Below are 14,918 nucleotides of genomic sequence, written 5' to 3'. Positions count from 1 at the left end.
AAAGAGTTAGAGCATGATGTCGTCCGAAAACCGCTTCACACTTTTCGGCATCATGCTCTAGAGGTACGCATATGACGACGCGACCACTGACCACGATCGGCTTCGATGCCGATGATACACTCTGGCAGAACGAACAATATTACCGGCTGACGGAAGCGCATTTCACCGGGCTTCTTGCCGATTTCGCCGAAGGACCGAAGATTTCCGAACGGCTGCTGGAGGCCGAAAAACGCAACCTTCGCCATTACGGCTTCGGCATCAAGGGTTTTACGCTGTCGATGGTCGAAACTGCGATCGAGATCACCGAGGGCAAGGTTCCGGCGAGCGTCATCGCCAGGATCCTCGATACCGGCCGCGACCTTCTCAACCATCCGGTCGAGACCATGCCGCATGTGCGCGACACGCTGGAAGCGCTTGCCGGCAAATACCTGCTTGTCATGATCACCAAGGGGGATCTCTTCGATCAGGAGCGCAAGCTTGCCCAATCCGGGCTCGGTGACTTCTTCGATGCGGTCGAGATCGTCTCCGACAAGACGGCCGTCACCTATCGCCGCATCTTCGCCAAGGTCGGCGACGGGCCGGAGCGAGCGATGATGGTCGGCAATTCGCTGAAATCGGACATCGTGCCGGCGATCGCTGCCGGCAGCTACGGCGTTTTCGTGCCGCACGAACTGACCTGGGTGCTGGAACATGTGGACGAGCCGAAAGAGGCGCCGCGCTTCCGCAAGATCGACCATCTCGGCGAATTGCGCGACCTGATCGACCGGCTCGGCTAAGCCGGGCGCTACCTCTGCCTCATTGCGGCTTGGGCGGAGCCTTTGGGAACAGCGAGGGGCGCTCCGGCTCGGCGGCCGGTTTCGGCTGTTGCGGGGCAGCCGCCAGCGGCTCGATCAGGATGCTGAAGGGAGCGCCGAGGCCGCGGCGCGGCGAGACCTTGGAATAATAGGGACGCAGCAGCCAGGTGGCGTTTTCCTTGATCGTCGTCTCGAAGCTCATGCCGTCCTCGTCGGTGCCGAAGAAGGCCTCGTCATCGGGTTTCGACAGGTCGAAAATCGCCAGGAAGGCAAATTTGCTTTTCGTCGAAAAGCTGATCTTCAGGTGCTGGCCGGCGCGCACCGGCAGCGTATAGACATGGCCATTGCCGAATTTCGTCCAGCCCTTCAACTGCATGGTGACGGCCGGGAATTGCAGCTTCTCCAGCTTCTCGCCGGGGTCGAGCTGCGGCGTCTGCGCCATGGCGGAGACGGTCAGGAGTAAAAGAGCAGCGGCGGCGATCAGTGTTCTCACGGAATGATCTTTCATGGGCGAACCAGAGCGGTGCGCATCGACTCGACCTCGGGCCGGCAGAAGCAGCCTTCCAGATGATCGTTGACGAGACCCATCGCCTGCATGAAAGCATAAACTGTGGTCGGGCCGACAAAGGTCCAGCCGCGTTTCTTCAGATCCTTCGAAATGACCACCGATGTCGGCGTCGTCGGATTGGCGATGATATGCTCGCGGTCGACCACCGCCGGCCGCTCGTTATGGCCGGGCTCGTAGCGCCAGAAATAATGGGCGAGCGAGCCGAATTCGTCCTTGAGCTCGATTGCGCGCTTGGCATTGTTGATGGTCGAGACGATCTTGCCGCGATGGCGGATGATGCCCGCATCGGCAAGACAGCGAGCGACATCCCCTTCACCGAAGAGAGCGACCTTTTCGAAATCGAAACCTGAAAAGGCGGCGCGGAAATTCTCGCGTTTGCGCAGGATCGTCAGCCAGGAAAGACCGGACTGAAAGCCTTCGAGGCAGATCTTCTCGAACAGGCGGGTATCATCGGTGACGGGGCGGCCCCATTCCTCGTCATGATACCGCAGATAATCAGGCAGATTGGCATGCCAGTGGCAGCGGCTCCTGCCGTCCTCGCCGATGATGATGCCTGTCGCGCTCATGATCCTTCATTCTGCGGGGGTCCGCTTCGTTCTCTGCTCATGATTCCGGCTTTACCATTTGCAAACCGTCTTTCCAAACCGAACGGTAACCCTGACGAAAAGTTTATCCGGTCGGTCGGCTTTTCATGAAACGATCTTTACTATTCGCTGGCGGATAGGGTGGCAGCGTCATTCCCGGGCGGAACATCTCCGCCCGGGCGGAACATGTCCCGCCAGCGCATTTTCGGTCATTTGTAGAGAGTTCGTCCGATGATGAAACAGCTTGTTCTTGCCGCAGCCCTCTTCGGCATTTTCTCCACGGCCGCCCTCGCAGACGACCGCTACGCCACTCGCCCGCCCGTCGTGCTCAGCCCCGATCTGACCGCGCCCTGGATCAACCAGCTGGGCGGCGGCAGGGTTCGTCCCGTCGTCTATCAGCGGCCGGTCATCCAGCCGCAGCAGCGCGGCCTTTTCCAGCGCAGGATCATCCGCCGGGCGCCGCAGGTGTCACCGCAGACCGTTTCGGCGATCAATCCCGGCATCCCGTCGATCCGCCGTCCGATCGAGCCGCAATACCTGCCGCAGATGGTGGATTACGACACCGCGGAAAAGCCAGGCACGATCGTCATCGATACCAACAACCGCTTCCTCTATCTGGTGATGCAAGGCGGCAAGGCGCGGCGCTATGGCGTCGGCGTCGGCAAGCCGGGCTTCGAATGGGCAGGCGCCCACAAGATCACCCGCAAGACCGAATGGCCGGATTGGACGCCGCCGTCCGAGATGATCAGCCGCGAAGCCGCCAAGGGCCATTATCTGCCGGCGCGCATGGATGGCGGGGCGGAAAACCCACTCGGCGCCCGGGCCATGTATCTCGGCTCGACGCTTTATCGCATCCACGGCACCAACGCGCCCTGGTCGATCGGCAGCGCCGTTTCCTCCGGCTGCATCCGCCTGCGCAACGAAGACGTCGTCGACCTCTACGACCGCGTCAATGTGGGGACCCGCGTCATCGTCATGTAACGGCGGCGCAATACTTGCAGCGCCGCGCGTCTTTTCTGATCCGCAAACAGCGCTGCAACCCTTTAAATTGCTGCATAATTTTTCCTTAAGTCGATTCCGATTTGAGGATAAATTATGACGTGGCAGCCGCAAGAACATCCGGCTCCCCTTCTCCAAAAATGCTTTATCCGGCCACACCGATCTTGAATCGGGCAGAAGTTCATGTAGCTTCGGGCGGATTTGCTTGAGGGGAATCGATCATGATCAAACTAATGCCGGGTCTGGCTGCCGCCGGACTTGTCCTGTCCTTGATGTCCACATCCGCCTTTGCTGCACCCGCCGGCTCCGGTTCCGACAATGCACGGCGTCCGGCGCAGATCGTGCGCGTCGCGCAGATGCCGAAATATGTGAAGCCGCAGTTCAAGCGCAAGAAAGTGCGCCTGGTAACGACGGAGGCCGCCGGCACCGTCATCATCGATACCAACAACAAGTATCTCTACCTCGTCGAAGGCAACAATCGCGCCACCCGCTACGGCATCGGCGTCGGCCGCGACGGCTTCGGCTGGTCGGGGATCGTCAAGATCGGCCGAAAGGCCGAATGGCCGAGCTGGACTCCGCCGGCCGAGATGCGCCGCCGCGAAGCCGCCAAGGGACATATTATTCCTGCTTTCCAGGAAGGCGGAGAGGACAATCCGCTCGGCGCCCGCGCCATGTATCTCTACCAGGGCGGCCGCGACACGATCTTCCGCATCCACGGCACCAATCAGCCCTGGACGATCGGTCTCAACATGTCTTCCGGCTGCATCCGGATGATGAACGAGGATGTGACCCATCTCTACGATCGCGCCGCTATCGGCACCAAGGTGATCGTCATCGGCCCCGGCAACAGGCAGGGCAAGGTAGCATTCGAGGACAGGGGCATCGACGTGCTGCGCACGATGTTTGGCGGCTGAGCAACACTTACCAAAAAAACGAAAGGCGCATTTTGACGCGCCTTTCATTTTGCTTAGACTTTGCGGCCAAAAGCTGGCAAATCTGCCTAAGAGTCGACATATTTATATCGGGGCTATTCAATGACATATGCGCTGCGTTCTTCCGCCTCCCTGCTTGCGGGCATCGCGTTTTTGACCATCTGTTCGGCAGTTTCCGCCTCGGCGGAAGACCTGCAATTCTCCATCTACGGCGGCTACCAGACCGCCCCGCACAGCGGCGTCGATCTTTCCGACGGCACGAGTTTCACCGCCGGCTGGGAAGGCAAGTCCTTCGGCAGCCCGCCTTATTACGGTGCCCGCGTCACCTGGTGGCTCGAGAACTTCAACAAGCCGAACTGGGGTATCTCGCTCGATTATACCCATGACAAGGTCTATGCGGACGACGATACGCTCGCCAAGGCCGGCTGGTCGCATTTCGAATTCACCGACGGCCTGAACCTCATCACCGTGAACGGTCTCTATCGCTTCCAGGATCCGACCCGCCGCTGGACACCCTATCTCGGCGCCGGTATCGGCGTGAACATTCCGCATGTCGAAGTGATTCGGCCTGAGGGCAAGACCTGGGCCTATGAATTCGGCGGCGTGACGCTGCAGGCCCAGGCCGGCGTCGACTTCAAGGTGACCGAACGCTGGTCAACCTTCGTCGAATACAAGGGAACCTATTCGCGCATCGACGTTCCGATCGACAGCGGAGTGGACCTGAAGACCAACATCTTCACGAATGCCGTCAACGTCGGCGTATCGTTCCACTGGTAACAAATTTCAGCTGCGGCGTTAGAGCGGTTCAGCGCATAAAAGCGCAGAACCGCTCTAACCTTTTATTGCTACGCAATTCCGGGCGGAAAACCGCTTCGCACTTTTCCTGAAACTGCTCTATTTCGTGCCACAGCTGACCTTGCCCTCGACGGCATAGGGTTTTTCACCGCCTTCGATCGTCAGGGAATATGTGCCGCTGAAATTTGCCGTCGGCTTACCGCGCTCGCCGGCAACGACCACCAGATCCAGCGTTGCGCCGGCGGTGTCATCTTCGCCGCCGTCGAAGACTTCCATGAGCAGTTCGCCGTTGCGCGACCAATGGTTGGTCAGGTGCTGCGATTCGAAAACACGCTTTCCGAACACGGCCTCTTGAGCCGGATCCTTGACGATCAGCGCGCCGCGGAAATGGTTGAGCTTGTGGCCGGCAGCGCTTTCGAACCCGCTTTCCAGCGTAAAGCGCGCTTCCTTGTCATCGGCGGAACAGAAAAAACGACTGTCGGCATGGGCGGTGCCTGCCGCACCGAGCAGTCCCGCAAATACGATCATTCCACGCCACATCGCCCAACCTCCCGAGACAGCGTCCTTTGCGGCTCTCGAAAAGATGCGCGGCGCTGTAATAGGTCTCAGCCTAACGTCAAACCTGTTAATTTTTCCGGCACAGCGCCGCCATAGGCCCAATCGAGAAGCTCGACCGTATGCAGGATCGGCATGCCGGTGCCAGTGGCGATCTGGGTGATGCAGCCGATATTGCCGGTGGCGATGATATCGGCCTTGGTGGCCTCGATGTTCTTGACCTTGCGCGCCTTCAGCGCGGCTGAGATCTCCGGCTGCATGATGTTGTAGGTGCCGGCGGAACCGCAGCAGAGATGACCTTCCGCCGGATCGCGCACCGTAAAGCCCGCCGCTTTCAGCAATTGCTTCGGCGCCAGCGTGATGCGCTGGCCGTGCTGCATGGAACAGGCGGAATGATAGGCGACGGTGATGCCCCTCGGCATGAGCGCCGGCAGGTCGAGGGTTGCGAGATATTCGGTGACGTCCCTGGCCAGCGCCGAGACCCTGGCCGCCTTTGCGGCATAGGCGGGATCGAGGCGCAGCATGTGGCCGTAGTCCTTGATCGTGGTGCCGCAGCCCGAAGCGGTGATGATGATCGCGTCGAGGCCCTGCCCGTCGATCTCGCGCGTCCAGATATCGACATTGGCACGCGCACTTTCGAGCGCCTGTTCGGCGCGGCCCATGTGATGGACCAGCGAGCCGCAGCAGACCTCGCCTTCCGGCATCACGACCTCGACGCCGAACCGCGTCAGCAGCCGGATCGCCGCCGCGTTGATGCCGGGATAGAGCACCGGCTGGGCGCAGCCGGAAAGGATCGCCACCCGGCCGCGCCGTTCCGTCTCGGGCCGATACGTGCCGGGCTTTGCAAGGTCCGAAGCGGCCGGGATCCGCCGCGGCGCAAGCGCCAGCATGGCGGCAAAGGGTTTCAGCGCGCCACCGCGCATCAGGCCGGCGAAGGGCCGGCCGAGACGGGCAAGATTGAGCGCCATGCGGAAACGGCCGGGATAAGGCAGCACGGCGGCAAGGATGGCGCGCGTCAGCCGGTTCATGAACGGGCGTTTATAGGTCTTTTCGATATGGGCGCGGGCGTGATCGACCAGATGCATGTAATCGACGCCGGAGGGACAGGTGGTGACGCAGGCAAGGCAGGAGAGACAGCGGTCGATATGGGTGACGACCTCGGCATCGGCGGGCCGGCCGTTTTCCAGCATGTCCTTGATCAGGTAGATGCGGCCGCGCGGACTGTCGAGCTCGTTGCCGAGCGTCACGTAGGTGGGACAGGTGGCGGTGCAGAATCCGCAATGGACACATTTGCGCAGAATCTGCTCGGATTCGGCGACATCAGGGTCGAGGAGCTGGGTCGGGGTGAAGTTGGTTTGCATCTAGCGGGACCTCCGCTTTGGGAGCATGTCGGGCGTTGTGCCTGGAATACCCCCCTCTGTCCTGCCGGACATCTCCCCCACAAGGGGGGAGATCGACAAGAGGTTGGACCATCGCTTCCTATCTGCCGTGTCGGAGTCGCAGTGCCCGAATTGTTTGGGGAAGTCATAGCTCCCAGCCAATCTCCCCCCTTGTGGGGGTCCGAAGGACGGGTCGAGACCCGTGGCTCGACCCCGGGTCCGGCAGGACAGAGGGGGGTATCTCAGACGCAAACTCATCTTCCCCTCACCCCATCTTCCCCGGATTGAATATGCCGGCCGGATCGAATTTTTCCTTCACCCGCCGGGACAACATCGCCACTGCCTCGGGCTCCGGATGGAAGGCTGATGTAACCGCCCTCGCCTCAGCGGATGCACGGATCAGCGTTGCGTGGCCGCCGCCGAGCGCCTTAATATAGCGACGGACCAGTTCCGCTTCGGGGCCGGCCTCCATGCGCATCCAGACGAGGCCGCCCTGCCAGTCGTAGAAGGCGTCGACGGCTGCTTCCAGGCGGAGTGCCGCGACCAGCTGATGGCCGGTGCCGGGGGCGACCGAGACGCGCCAGACCGGTCGCGCGGTGCCGTCGGCATAGGGCAGGACGTCGCGGATGTCCTGCCAGAGCCTGGAGCTTTCCGGCTGTTCCAGCCGCGTGACCGTGGCGAGGCCCGACATTGCCGCGGCAAGCTTTTCGATGCGCACGTCGACCGAGCCGGCCAAGCCTTCGATGCGCAGAACCGTTGCCTCACCCTCGGGCAATTTGCCGGCGAGGAATTTCCACGTCACCGTCAGCGGCAGGTGGGCGGCACCTGAGACTTCCACCGGCAGGGCCATCGCCGCCGCCATGGCGTTTGCCGCCTCGGCATCGTTGAGACCTGATAGCACCACCGTCCGCTCCGTCTTCGGGCGCGGAGGCACACGGAAGGTGACTTCGGTGAGGAAGCCGAGCGTGCCATGCGAGCCCGCAATCAGCTTGGCGAGGTCAAGGCCGGTGACATTCTTCATCACCCGGCCGCCGGCCTTGATGATCTCGCCCCTGCCGTTGACAAAGCGCACGCCGAGCAGGCTGTCGCGGGCGGCACCCGCGATCAGGCGGCGCGGACCGGAGGCATTGGCAGCGAAGACGCCGCCGATGGTCGGCTCGCCCGATGTGCCCATTACAGGGCGATGATCCATCGGCTCGAAGGCGAGCATCTGGCCGCTCTCTGAAAGTGCCGCCTCGACCTCGGCAAGCGGCGTGCCGGATCGGACGGTCATGACCATTTCGCCGGGGTTGTAGGCGACGATGCCGGAGATTTCGCTCGAGCGCAGCCGCTCTTCGGCGGCCACCGCATTGCCGAAGCCCGAGCGGCTATCGCCGCCGCAGATTGCGAGCGGACGGCCGGCTTCCGCATGGGCACGGACGAACGCCGACGCCTCTTCCTCGGTCTTCGGCATCAGATCGATCATGCGGCGGGGCGCCCTTCGAGCGGGAAGACCTTCGACGGATTGAGGATCCAGCCGGGATCGAAGGCGGCGCGCGCCGCCATCTGCTGGGCGAGATCCACTTCGGAATATTGGTGCCGCATCAGATCGCGCTTCTCGATGCCGACGCCATGTTCGCCGGTGAGGCAGCCGCCGGCATCGACGCAGAGCCTCAGGATATCGTTGCCGGCCGCCTCGGCGCGGGCGGCATCCTCCGGATCATTGGCGTTGAAGAGGATCAGCGGATGCATGTTGCCGTCGCCGGCATGGAAGACGTTGGCGACGCGCAGGCCGTAATGATCGACGATCTCGGCGGTCCGCTTCAGCACGTGGGAGAGCTGGCTGAGCGGCACGGTGCCATCCATGCAGATATAGTCGGCGATGCGGCCGGTGGCGCCGAAGGCGGATTTGCGGCCCTTCCAGATCAACGCCGCCTCGGTCGCCGACTGGCATTCGCGCACGGTCTTCACAGCGTGACGGCGGGCGATCTCGACGATGTCCTTCAGCGCGGCGTCCATCTCCGCTTCCGATCCCTCGACCTCGACGATCAAAAGCGCCCCGACATCGAGCGGATATCCGGCATGGGCGAAGGCCTCGCAGATCTCGATCGCCGGCTTGTCCATGAATTCGATCGCAACCGGGATGATGCCGGCGGCAATGACATCGGCAACGCAGGCGCCGGCCTCCTCCGAGCTTTCGAAGCCGAAGAGCACCGGGCGCGCGCCTTCCGGCTTGGCGATCAACCGCACCGTCGCCTCGGTGACGATGCCGAGCTGGCCTTCATGGCCACAGACGAGGCCGAGCAGATCGTAGCCTGCCGCGTCCAGCGCCTTGCCGCCAAGCTCAATCACCGTGCCATCGACCAGCACCATCCTGACGCCGAGCAGATTATTGGTGGTGACGCCGTATTTCAGGCAGTGGGCGCCGCCGGAATTCATGCCGATATTGCCGCCGATGGTGCAGGCAAGCTGCGAACTCGGATCGGGCGCATAGAAAAAGCCGTCCGCGAAGACGGATTCGGAAATATTGAGATTGGTGACGCCGGCCTGGACCACGGCGACCCGGTTCTGCAGATCGATTTCGAGGATGCTGTTCATCTTCGACAGGCCGAGCACGACGGCATCCTCCTGCGGAATGGCGCCGCCGGAGAGCGAAGTGCCGGCGCCGCGCGGCACGACGGGAATGCCGTAGCGATTGCAATAACGCATGACGGCAGAAACCTCGGCCGTGGTGCGCGGCAGGGCAACGGCGAGCGGCAGGCGGCGGTAGGACACGAAGGCGTCGGTTTCGAACGGCACCAGCTCGCGCGCCTCATGCACCAGGCATTCCGGCGGCAGAAGATCGGTCAGATCGGCGACGATCTGGGCTCGGCGCGCCAGCACGTCGGCGCGCGGCTCGAGAAACGAAATGGCGTCGGACATGGCGTTCTCCCTGGCCCTGACGACGGGGAATGACAGCGGGAAGATGACAACGGAAACCGGCCGCGACCTCCCTGCCGCCGATAAACCGGCTTAGCACTTTCCCGAAAGTGGCGCAAATGCTAAGCACTTATGCCAAAAGGGGAAAAAGTCACAAAACCGTATGACCAATCTGGGTGATCTCGAAATTTTTGCCAAGGTCGTTTCGACCGGAAGCATGTCGCTCGCCGGGCGGGCGCTCGGCTTTTCGCCGGCCGTCGTCTCAAAACGGATCAAGCGGCTGGAGGACCGGCTCGGCACCCGGCTTCTGCAACGCACGACACGGCAGATCTCGCTGACGGAGGCCGGACAGGGCTTCTACGACCGCGTTCTCGGCATTCTCGCCGGGCTCGAAGAGGCAGAATTCTATATTTCCGGCCGCTCGGCGCAGATGCACGGTACGCTGAAGATCTCGGCCCCGACCTCCTTCGGGCGCATGCATATTGCGCCGCATCTGAAGGATTTCATGGAGGCGCATCCGGAGCTTGCGATCAACCTGGTGCTGACCGACGAATTCAGCGACATCGTCGGCGGCGGCTTCGATCTGGCGATCCGCATCGCCGAACTCACCGATTCGAGCCTCGTTGCCCGAAGGCTGGCGCCGGTGCGCCGGCTGCTCTGCGCTTCGCCGGACTACCTTGCGGCGCATGGCGAGCCGAAGCACATCGACGAGCTGAAACACCATCGCTGCCTGCCGGCCCATAACAACGACACCTGGCGGCTGAAGGGGCCGGACGGGGCGCTGAGTCTCAGGCCGGAAGGCTTGCTGATCACCAATTCCAGCGAGGTGATCCGCGAGGCTGTCATCGCCGGTCTCGGGATCGCGCTGCGCTCCACCTGGGATATCGGCGAAGAACTCAAGAGTGGCCGCCTGGTGCAGGTGCTGCCGGCCTATGAGAGCTCGCACAATGTCGCGCTGTCGGCGGTCTATCCCAGCCGGCAGTTCCTGCCGGCCAAGGTGCGACTGTTCATCGACTATCTGGCAGAACTTTATGGGCCTGTCCCCTACTGGGAGCGCTGATGGCGGCGCAGGTTCAGCGCGCTAGCCTCTCGATGACGAGATCCAGCAGGGCGCGCAGCCGCGCCAGGCGCTTCATGTCGCGGTGATAGCCGACCCAGGTGTCGCGGCCGGGCGGCGGTTCACCGAGATCGACGAGTTCGATGGCCGCAAGGGAATCGCCGAGCGGCCGTGGCAGGACGGCGAGCCCGGCGCCATTGGCACAGAGCGCCGCCTGCACGTCGCGGCTGTTGCTGCGCATGACGATGCCGGCCCGCGGCAACAGGCGCTGCAGCCAGCCGACATCCGGCATGTCGCCGAAAGCTTCGTCCATGGTGACGAGGCGGGTTCCCGCGCCGTCGCCGGCTTCGGGGTGCGGCGCGCCGCGGCTGATGTAAAGGCCGTATTCGATATGGATGAGCTTGCGCGATATGACCTCCGCTTCCGTGAAAGGCTGAATACGGAAGACGAGGTCGGCTTCACGTCGCGACAGGCTGAGAAACCGACTGTCGGTCAACAATTCGACCACCACCTTCGGATGGACTTGCGAGAATTCCGCCAGCACCGGCGAAAGCACATGCGCGCCGAACCAGTCGGATGAGGACAGCCTGAGAAAACCATCGAGCTGACGGCTGTCGCCGGCAAGGACACGCTCGACGGCGAGCGCCTCCTCCTCGATCCGTTCGGCGCCGGCGAACACGGCCGCGCCTTCATCCGTGAGGACGAAGCCATCGGTCGTGCGCTGAAAGAGCGTCTGGCCGAGAGATGTTTCAAGGGCACGCAGCCGCCTGCCCATCGTCGGTTGCGTCAGTCCGAGGCTGCGGGCTGCCGACCCCAGCGTGCCGAACCGCGCGATCGCCAGAAACAGCTTGAGGTCACTCCATTCCATCGGTCGCATCCGTCAAACAAAAATGCATGGACTTCAGTCGTTATCTTTCATTTTCATTCGCGTTTCAATGGACCATCTTCTTCCAGAACAAATTCATTGCGAGGTCCCTACAGACACCGCACTGCCAATGAAGGAGAGTTCCATGTCCGTAAAATCAACGATGAAAGCGTTGCTGGCGGAAGCGCCGAATTCGCCATTGCGCATCGCCGATATTGCAAGACCGGTTCCCGGCGAAGGCCAGATTCTGGTACGCGTCAAGGCAAGCGGCGTCAATCCGCTCGACCTCAAGATCCGGGCCGGCAATGCGGCCCATGCCCGCCATCCGCTTCCCGCCATTGTCGGCATCGATATGGCCGGCATCGTTGAAGAGATCGGGGCTGGCGTCAGCGGTTTCCGCCAGGGCGACGCGGTCTACGGCATGACCGGCGGGGTCGGCGGCATTCAGGGATCGCTTGCCGAATTCGCAGCTGTCGACGCCGCGCTGCTGGCGCCAAAGCCGCAGAATCTGTCGATGCGCGAGGCCGCCGCCCTGCCGCTGATCTCGATCACCGCCTGGGAGGGGCTGGTCGACCGCGCCGGCGTCAAGACCGGCCACAAGGTTCTGGTGATTGGCGGCGGCGGTGTCGGCCATATCGTCGCGCAGATCGCCAGGGCTGTGGGAGCCGAGGTCTATGTGGTCGACGGCGCTTCGAAAGCGGACTATCTCGCCGGCCTTGGCGCAACACCGATCGATCGTGGCGCGGAAACGGTGGAAGGCTACGTCGCAAGACATACCGCCAGCAGGGGTTTCGATCTGGTCTACGATACGATCGGCGGCCAGGGGCTCGATACGGCATTCCGAGCGGTCAGCCAGTTCGGCCATGTCGTCAGTTGCCTTGGCTGGGGAAACCACGCGCTGGCGCCGCTCTCCTTCAGGGCCGCCACCTATTCCGGCGTCTTCACGCTGCTGCCGCTCCTGACCGGCGAAGGACGCGGCCATCATGGTGAGATCATGCGGGAGATGACGAAGCTCGTCGAAGCCGGCAAGGTAATGCCGAAGCTCGACCCGCGCCGCTTCAGCCTTGCCGATACAGATGAGGCGCATCGGCTGATCGAACACCGGCAGGCGGACGGGAAGCTCGTCGTCGAGATCAACGGGTCTTAATCAGTCGGTGGAATTAGCGCGCCAGATCGAGATAGGCGTTCGCCACCATCGCATCGATATCGGCGGGCACGGGCACGACGCAGGATTGGGGGCCGGCCTCGCCCTTGGCGATGCGTTCCAGGCAGCGGGCCTGAAGCGTGAAGCCGAGATCCATCGATTCGACGGTATTGCCGAGCGGCCGTGGGCCGGCGAGATTGGCCATGTGGCCGCCGCCGAGCACATGGAAGGAGCGGCCGTCGCTGAGATGGAAGGTCTCGATGTGATCGGCCTCGTAATGGTCGATGCCGACGACATCGGGGTGACGGCGGAAGGCATCGACATCGATCTCATGCGGAAAATGGCCGCCATTCATCAGGATTGCGCCGTCCTTGACGAGCGGCAGGTCGGCTGCCGTGACGATAGCGGCAAAACCCGTGACGGTGACGATTATATCGGCCGAGCGGATCGCCGCGTCACGCAGCGGCGTGACGAAACCGTCGAGATGGGCTTCGAGTGTCGTCACCGGATCGATATCGACGACGCTGACGGAGGAAAAGGCATTGCGGAAACAGGCGGCCGTGCCCTTGCCGCAGGCGCCGTAGCCGAAGACCGTCACGCGTTTGCCGTTGGTGGAGCGGTTGGTGAAGCGCAAGTAGCTTTCGAACAGGCTCTGGCCGACGGCATGCCTGTTTTCGGCGAACTGCTTGATCGGGCTGTCGTTGATGACGAGGATCGGCATGTTCAGGCGCTCGCGCAGGGGCAGCAGCCGGGTGCGGCCGGAGGTGGTTTCCTCGGTGCCGCCGCGGAGATTGGCGTAGGGTTTTTCCGCCACGATGGCGAAGAGATCGCCGCCATTGTCGAGCAGCAGATCCGGCTTTTCGGCGATCACAGCTTCGAGGCTCCGATGATGAGCGGTAGGATCGGTCGTCTGCGTGGCAAATACCGTGATGCCTTGGGAACGCAGGAACTCGACTGTCGAAGGCTGGGTGCTGTTGAGATTGCCGGTGCAGACGAGACGCGCGCCGCCGGCGCGAAGCGTCATCAGCAGCGCCACCGTCTTCGGCTCCAGATGGATGCCGGTGCCGATCGACAGGCTCTCGAAAGGACGCGTCCGCTCGAATTCGGCCGCCGTCGCCATGAGCAGCCGGCAGCTATTGCCGATCCAGTCGATGCGGGTTGCGCTCTTTTCCATCATCTCTTTCCTATTTGCGTGTTGGTGCTGTTTTTAGCGGAGCAACGGGGCGGCGAATATGGAAGTAATTCTGGCGAAGGGGCAGAAAATCTGCCCTTTCAAGCCGGTGTCCCGCTACGAAGCAGCCAGCCGGACAAGGCGGCAAAGGCCGGCCGTTTCGCATCCGGCGTGCGGCAGCAGAGGCTATAGCCCGATGGCCGGGAGATGAAACCGTAGGGCGCGACCAGATGCCCGCGGTGGAGATCGTCCTCGATCGAAGCGCGTGGCGCAAGTGCAATGCCCAGCCCGGAGCGGGCCGCCCCCAGCGCCAGCAGCAGGTCCTCGAATTCCTGGGCGCGGGAAAAGACGACCGGTGGCGTGCGGCTTTCGACAAACCATTCGTCCCAGAGCTTCGGAACGCTGCGGCTGGCGAGCATCGTCAGCGCGCCCATCGCTGCTGGGTCCATGGGCAGTGTCGCGGCAAGCGCCGGGGTGGCGACCGGTCCGAACTCGTCCGCCATGAATCGCAGGGCGGTGATGCCTGCGGCCGGCCGATATTCGCCGCCCATGATCACAGCGTCCAATTCGGGGTGCATCTGCAGCGGTTCGACCACGGTCATCGGCACGATGTCGATGGTATGGCCGAGGCTCGCTTGCATATCTGCTGCGCGCGGCATCAGCCACCAGACCGCGAAGGCGGAGGGCACACCAAGGCGGATGCGGCCCGGCACGGCACCTTCGAGTTCCGAAGCGGCGCGCAGCAGAATGTCGAAAGCCGCACTCGCGGCGGCGGCAAAAGTGCTGGCCGGCAAGGTCGGGACCAGCCTGCGGCCGTCACGCGTGAAGAGCTTGCGGCCGAAGTGATTCTCCAGCGTTGCGATCTGCTGGCGTACGGCGCCGCGCACCACATTCAGCTCTTCGGCAGCCTTCAGAATGCTGCCGTGACGGCAGACGGCCTCGAAGGCGCGGATGGCATTGAGCGGAGGAAGACGCATGACGACGACATTCGCAAAATCATAGTGGATCACTAGATCTCGCCATTGAACGAAAGGCAAGATCACGCCATATTGTACAGCTGTGCAATGTGACGCATTCGAGACAGGATGTGGCGGATTTTCCGAACCTGTCCCACCTCGATTTCCCTATGAACGGCGATCAGATCGCGTTTCGAGTCGTGCTGCGCCTTTTGAATTGC

15 protein-coding genes are annotated in these 14,918 nt (G+C 62.7%); 6 read left to right on the top strand and 9 right to left on the bottom strand.

Annotation, left to right across the window (positions count from 1 at the left end; genetic code table 11):
- Positions 1-71 precede the first annotated feature (71 nt).
- Positions 72-776, top strand: a complete 705-nt coding sequence (locus OLZ32_RS09655) for an HAD family hydrolase (RefSeq protein WP_017990401.1) — start codon at positions 72-74, stop codon at positions 774-776.
- A 19-nt stretch (positions 777-795) separates the two neighbouring features.
- On the opposite strand, the gene OLZ32_RS09650 is transcribed toward OLZ32_RS09655, so the two are convergent.
- Together OLZ32_RS09650 and OLZ32_RS09645 are read right to left on the bottom strand one after the other, a co-directional pair.
- Positions 796-1,302 carry a hypothetical protein gene (locus OLZ32_RS09650; protein WP_264420742.1) on the bottom strand — a complete coding sequence of 169 codons (507 nt, stop codon included), beginning with the start codon at positions 1,300-1,302 and terminating at the stop codon, positions 796-798.
- Positions 1,299-1,928 carry a DNA-3-methyladenine glycosylase I gene (locus tag OLZ32_RS09645; RefSeq protein ID WP_264397006.1) on the bottom strand — a complete coding sequence of 210 codons (630 nt, stop codon included), beginning with the start codon at positions 1,926-1,928 and terminating at the stop codon, positions 1,299-1,301. The genes OLZ32_RS09650 and OLZ32_RS09645 overlap by 4 nt, the downstream gene beginning before the upstream one ends.
- Before the next feature lie 249 nt (positions 1,929-2,177).
- Here OLZ32_RS09645 and OLZ32_RS09640 point away from each other — a divergent pair, with 249 nt between their 5' ends.
- From OLZ32_RS09640 to OLZ32_RS09630, 3 genes are all read left to right on the top strand, one after another.
- On the top strand, positions 2,178-2,927 hold the full coding sequence (locus OLZ32_RS09640; RefSeq protein WP_264397005.1) for a L,D-transpeptidase: 750 nt from the start codon (positions 2,178-2,180) through the stop codon (positions 2,925-2,927).
- A 239-nt stretch (positions 2,928-3,166) separates the two neighbouring features.
- On the top strand, positions 3,167-3,859 hold the full coding sequence (locus OLZ32_RS09635; protein WP_264397004.1) for a L,D-transpeptidase: 693 nt from the start codon (positions 3,167-3,169) through the stop codon (positions 3,857-3,859).
- Between the two features lie 120 nt (positions 3,860-3,979).
- A complete protein-coding gene (locus OLZ32_RS09630) occupies positions 3,980-4,654 on the top strand; it encodes an outer membrane protein (protein ID WP_011650614.1) in 675 nt (224 codons plus the stop codon).
- Between the two features lie 117 nt (positions 4,655-4,771).
- Here the strand turns inward: OLZ32_RS09630 and OLZ32_RS09625 are convergent, their stop codons facing one another.
- The 4 genes from OLZ32_RS09625 to OLZ32_RS09610 all read right to left on the bottom strand — a co-directional run bounded on the left by OLZ32_RS09625 (position 4,772) and on the right by OLZ32_RS09610 (position 9,507).
- Positions 4,772-5,212: a hypothetical protein gene (locus OLZ32_RS09625; protein WP_264420740.1), complete on the bottom strand. Its 441-nt coding sequence runs from the start codon at positions 5,210-5,212 to the stop codon at positions 4,772-4,774.
- A gap of 65 nt (positions 5,213-5,277) precedes the next feature.
- Entirely contained in the window at positions 5,278-6,588 is a 1,311-nt protein-coding gene (gene glcF / locus OLZ32_RS09620) for a glycolate oxidase subunit GlcF (protein WP_264420738.1), read from the bottom strand.
- A gap of 283 nt (positions 6,589-6,871) precedes the next feature.
- The gene (gene glcE / locus OLZ32_RS09615; protein ID WP_264420736.1) at positions 6,872-8,071 is read right to left on the bottom strand and encodes a glycolate oxidase subunit GlcE; all 1,200 of its coding nucleotides are present in this window, start codon (positions 8,069-8,071) and stop codon (positions 6,872-6,874) included.
- The gene (locus OLZ32_RS09610) at positions 8,068-9,507 is read right to left on the bottom strand and encodes an FAD-linked oxidase C-terminal domain-containing protein (RefSeq protein ID WP_264420734.1); all 1,440 of its coding nucleotides are present in this window, start codon (positions 9,505-9,507) and stop codon (positions 8,068-8,070) included. Before OLZ32_RS09610 ends, glcE begins: the two co-directional genes overlap by 4 nt.
- A 160-nt stretch (positions 9,508-9,667) precedes the next feature.
- Between OLZ32_RS09610 and OLZ32_RS09605 the strand changes: the two genes are divergently transcribed.
- On the top strand, positions 9,668-10,564 hold the full coding sequence (locus tag OLZ32_RS09605; protein WP_025393312.1) for a LysR family transcriptional regulator: 897 nt from the start codon (positions 9,668-9,670) through the stop codon (positions 10,562-10,564).
- A 13-nt stretch (positions 10,565-10,577) separates the two neighbouring features.
- On the opposite strand, the gene OLZ32_RS09600 is transcribed toward OLZ32_RS09605, so the two are convergent.
- On the bottom strand, positions 10,578-11,429 hold the full coding sequence (locus tag OLZ32_RS09600; protein ID WP_264420731.1) for a LysR family transcriptional regulator: 852 nt from the start codon (positions 11,427-11,429) through the stop codon (positions 10,578-10,580).
- Between the two features lie 142 nt (positions 11,430-11,571).
- Here OLZ32_RS09600 and OLZ32_RS09595 point away from each other — a divergent pair, with 142 nt between their 5' ends.
- Complete coding sequence (locus OLZ32_RS09595) at positions 11,572-12,573, top strand: zinc-dependent alcohol dehydrogenase family protein (RefSeq protein ID WP_264420729.1); 1,002 nt, start codon at positions 11,572-11,574, stop codon at positions 12,571-12,573.
- A gap of 13 nt (positions 12,574-12,586) precedes the next feature.
- Here the strand turns inward: OLZ32_RS09595 and OLZ32_RS09590 are convergent, their stop codons facing one another.
- Both OLZ32_RS09590 and OLZ32_RS09585 read right to left on the bottom strand, forming a co-directional pair.
- The gene (locus OLZ32_RS09590) at positions 12,587-13,744 is read right to left on the bottom strand and encodes an adenosylhomocysteinase (protein WP_264420727.1); all 1,158 of its coding nucleotides are present in this window, start codon (positions 13,742-13,744) and stop codon (positions 12,587-12,589) included.
- 98 nt (positions 13,745-13,842) lie between these two features.
- Positions 13,843-14,751, bottom strand: a complete 909-nt coding sequence (locus tag OLZ32_RS09585; protein WP_264420726.1) for a LysR substrate-binding domain-containing protein — start codon at positions 14,749-14,751, stop codon at positions 13,843-13,845.
- Positions 14,752-14,918 lie beyond the last annotated feature (167 nt).

Source organism: Rhizobium acaciae, assembly GCF_025941625.1.
GTDB lineage: Bacteria > Pseudomonadota > Alphaproteobacteria > Rhizobiales > Rhizobiaceae > Rhizobium > Rhizobium acaciae.
Note: the sequence above shows the minus strand (reverse complement) of the source record. Positions and strands in the feature narration are given on the sequence as shown.

Excerpts from the sequence above, each read along its gene's own strand:
- OLZ32_RS09625 (WP_264420740.1), bottom strand. The coding sequence starts at position 5,212 with ATGTGGCGTGGAATGATCGTATTTGCGGGACTGCTCGGTGCGGCAGGC.
- OLZ32_RS09630 (WP_011650614.1), top strand. The coding sequence starts at position 3,980 with ATGACATATGCGCTGCGTTCTTCCGCCTCCCTGCTTGCGGGCATCGCG.
- glcF (WP_264420738.1), bottom strand. The coding sequence starts at position 6,588 with ATGCAAACCAACTTCACCCCGACCCAGCTCCTCGACCCTGATGTCGCC.
- OLZ32_RS09655 (WP_017990401.1), top strand. The coding sequence starts at position 72 with ATGACGACGCGACCACTGACCACGATCGGCTTCGATGCCGATGATACA.
- OLZ32_RS09590 (WP_264420727.1), bottom strand. The coding sequence starts at position 13,744 with ATGGAAAAGAGCGCAACCCGCATCGACTGGATCGGCAATAGCTGCCGG.
- OLZ32_RS09605 (WP_025393312.1), top strand. The coding sequence starts at position 9,668 with ATGACCAATCTGGGTGATCTCGAAATTTTTGCCAAGGTCGTTTCGACC.
- OLZ32_RS09645 (WP_264397006.1), bottom strand. The coding sequence starts at position 1,928 with ATGAGCGCGACAGGCATCATCATCGGCGAGGACGGCAGGAGCCGCTGC.
- OLZ32_RS09650 (WP_264420742.1), bottom strand. The coding sequence starts at position 1,302 with ATGAAAGATCATTCCGTGAGAACACTGATCGCCGCCGCTGCTCTTTTA.
- glcE (WP_264420736.1), bottom strand. The coding sequence starts at position 8,071 with ATGATCGATCTGATGCCGAAGACCGAGGAAGAGGCGTCGGCGTTCGTC.
- OLZ32_RS09640 (WP_264397005.1), top strand. The coding sequence starts at position 2,178 with ATGATGAAACAGCTTGTTCTTGCCGCAGCCCTCTTCGGCATTTTCTCC.
- OLZ32_RS09595 (WP_264420729.1), top strand. The coding sequence starts at position 11,572 with ATGTCCGTAAAATCAACGATGAAAGCGTTGCTGGCGGAAGCGCCGAAT.
- OLZ32_RS09635 (WP_264397004.1), top strand. The coding sequence starts at position 3,167 with ATGATCAAACTAATGCCGGGTCTGGCTGCCGCCGGACTTGTCCTGTCC.
- OLZ32_RS09610 (WP_264420734.1), bottom strand. The coding sequence starts at position 9,507 with ATGTCCGACGCCATTTCGTTTCTCGAGCCGCGCGCCGACGTGCTGGCG.
- OLZ32_RS09600 (WP_264420731.1), bottom strand. The coding sequence starts at position 11,429 with ATGGAATGGAGTGACCTCAAGCTGTTTCTGGCGATCGCGCGGTTCGGC.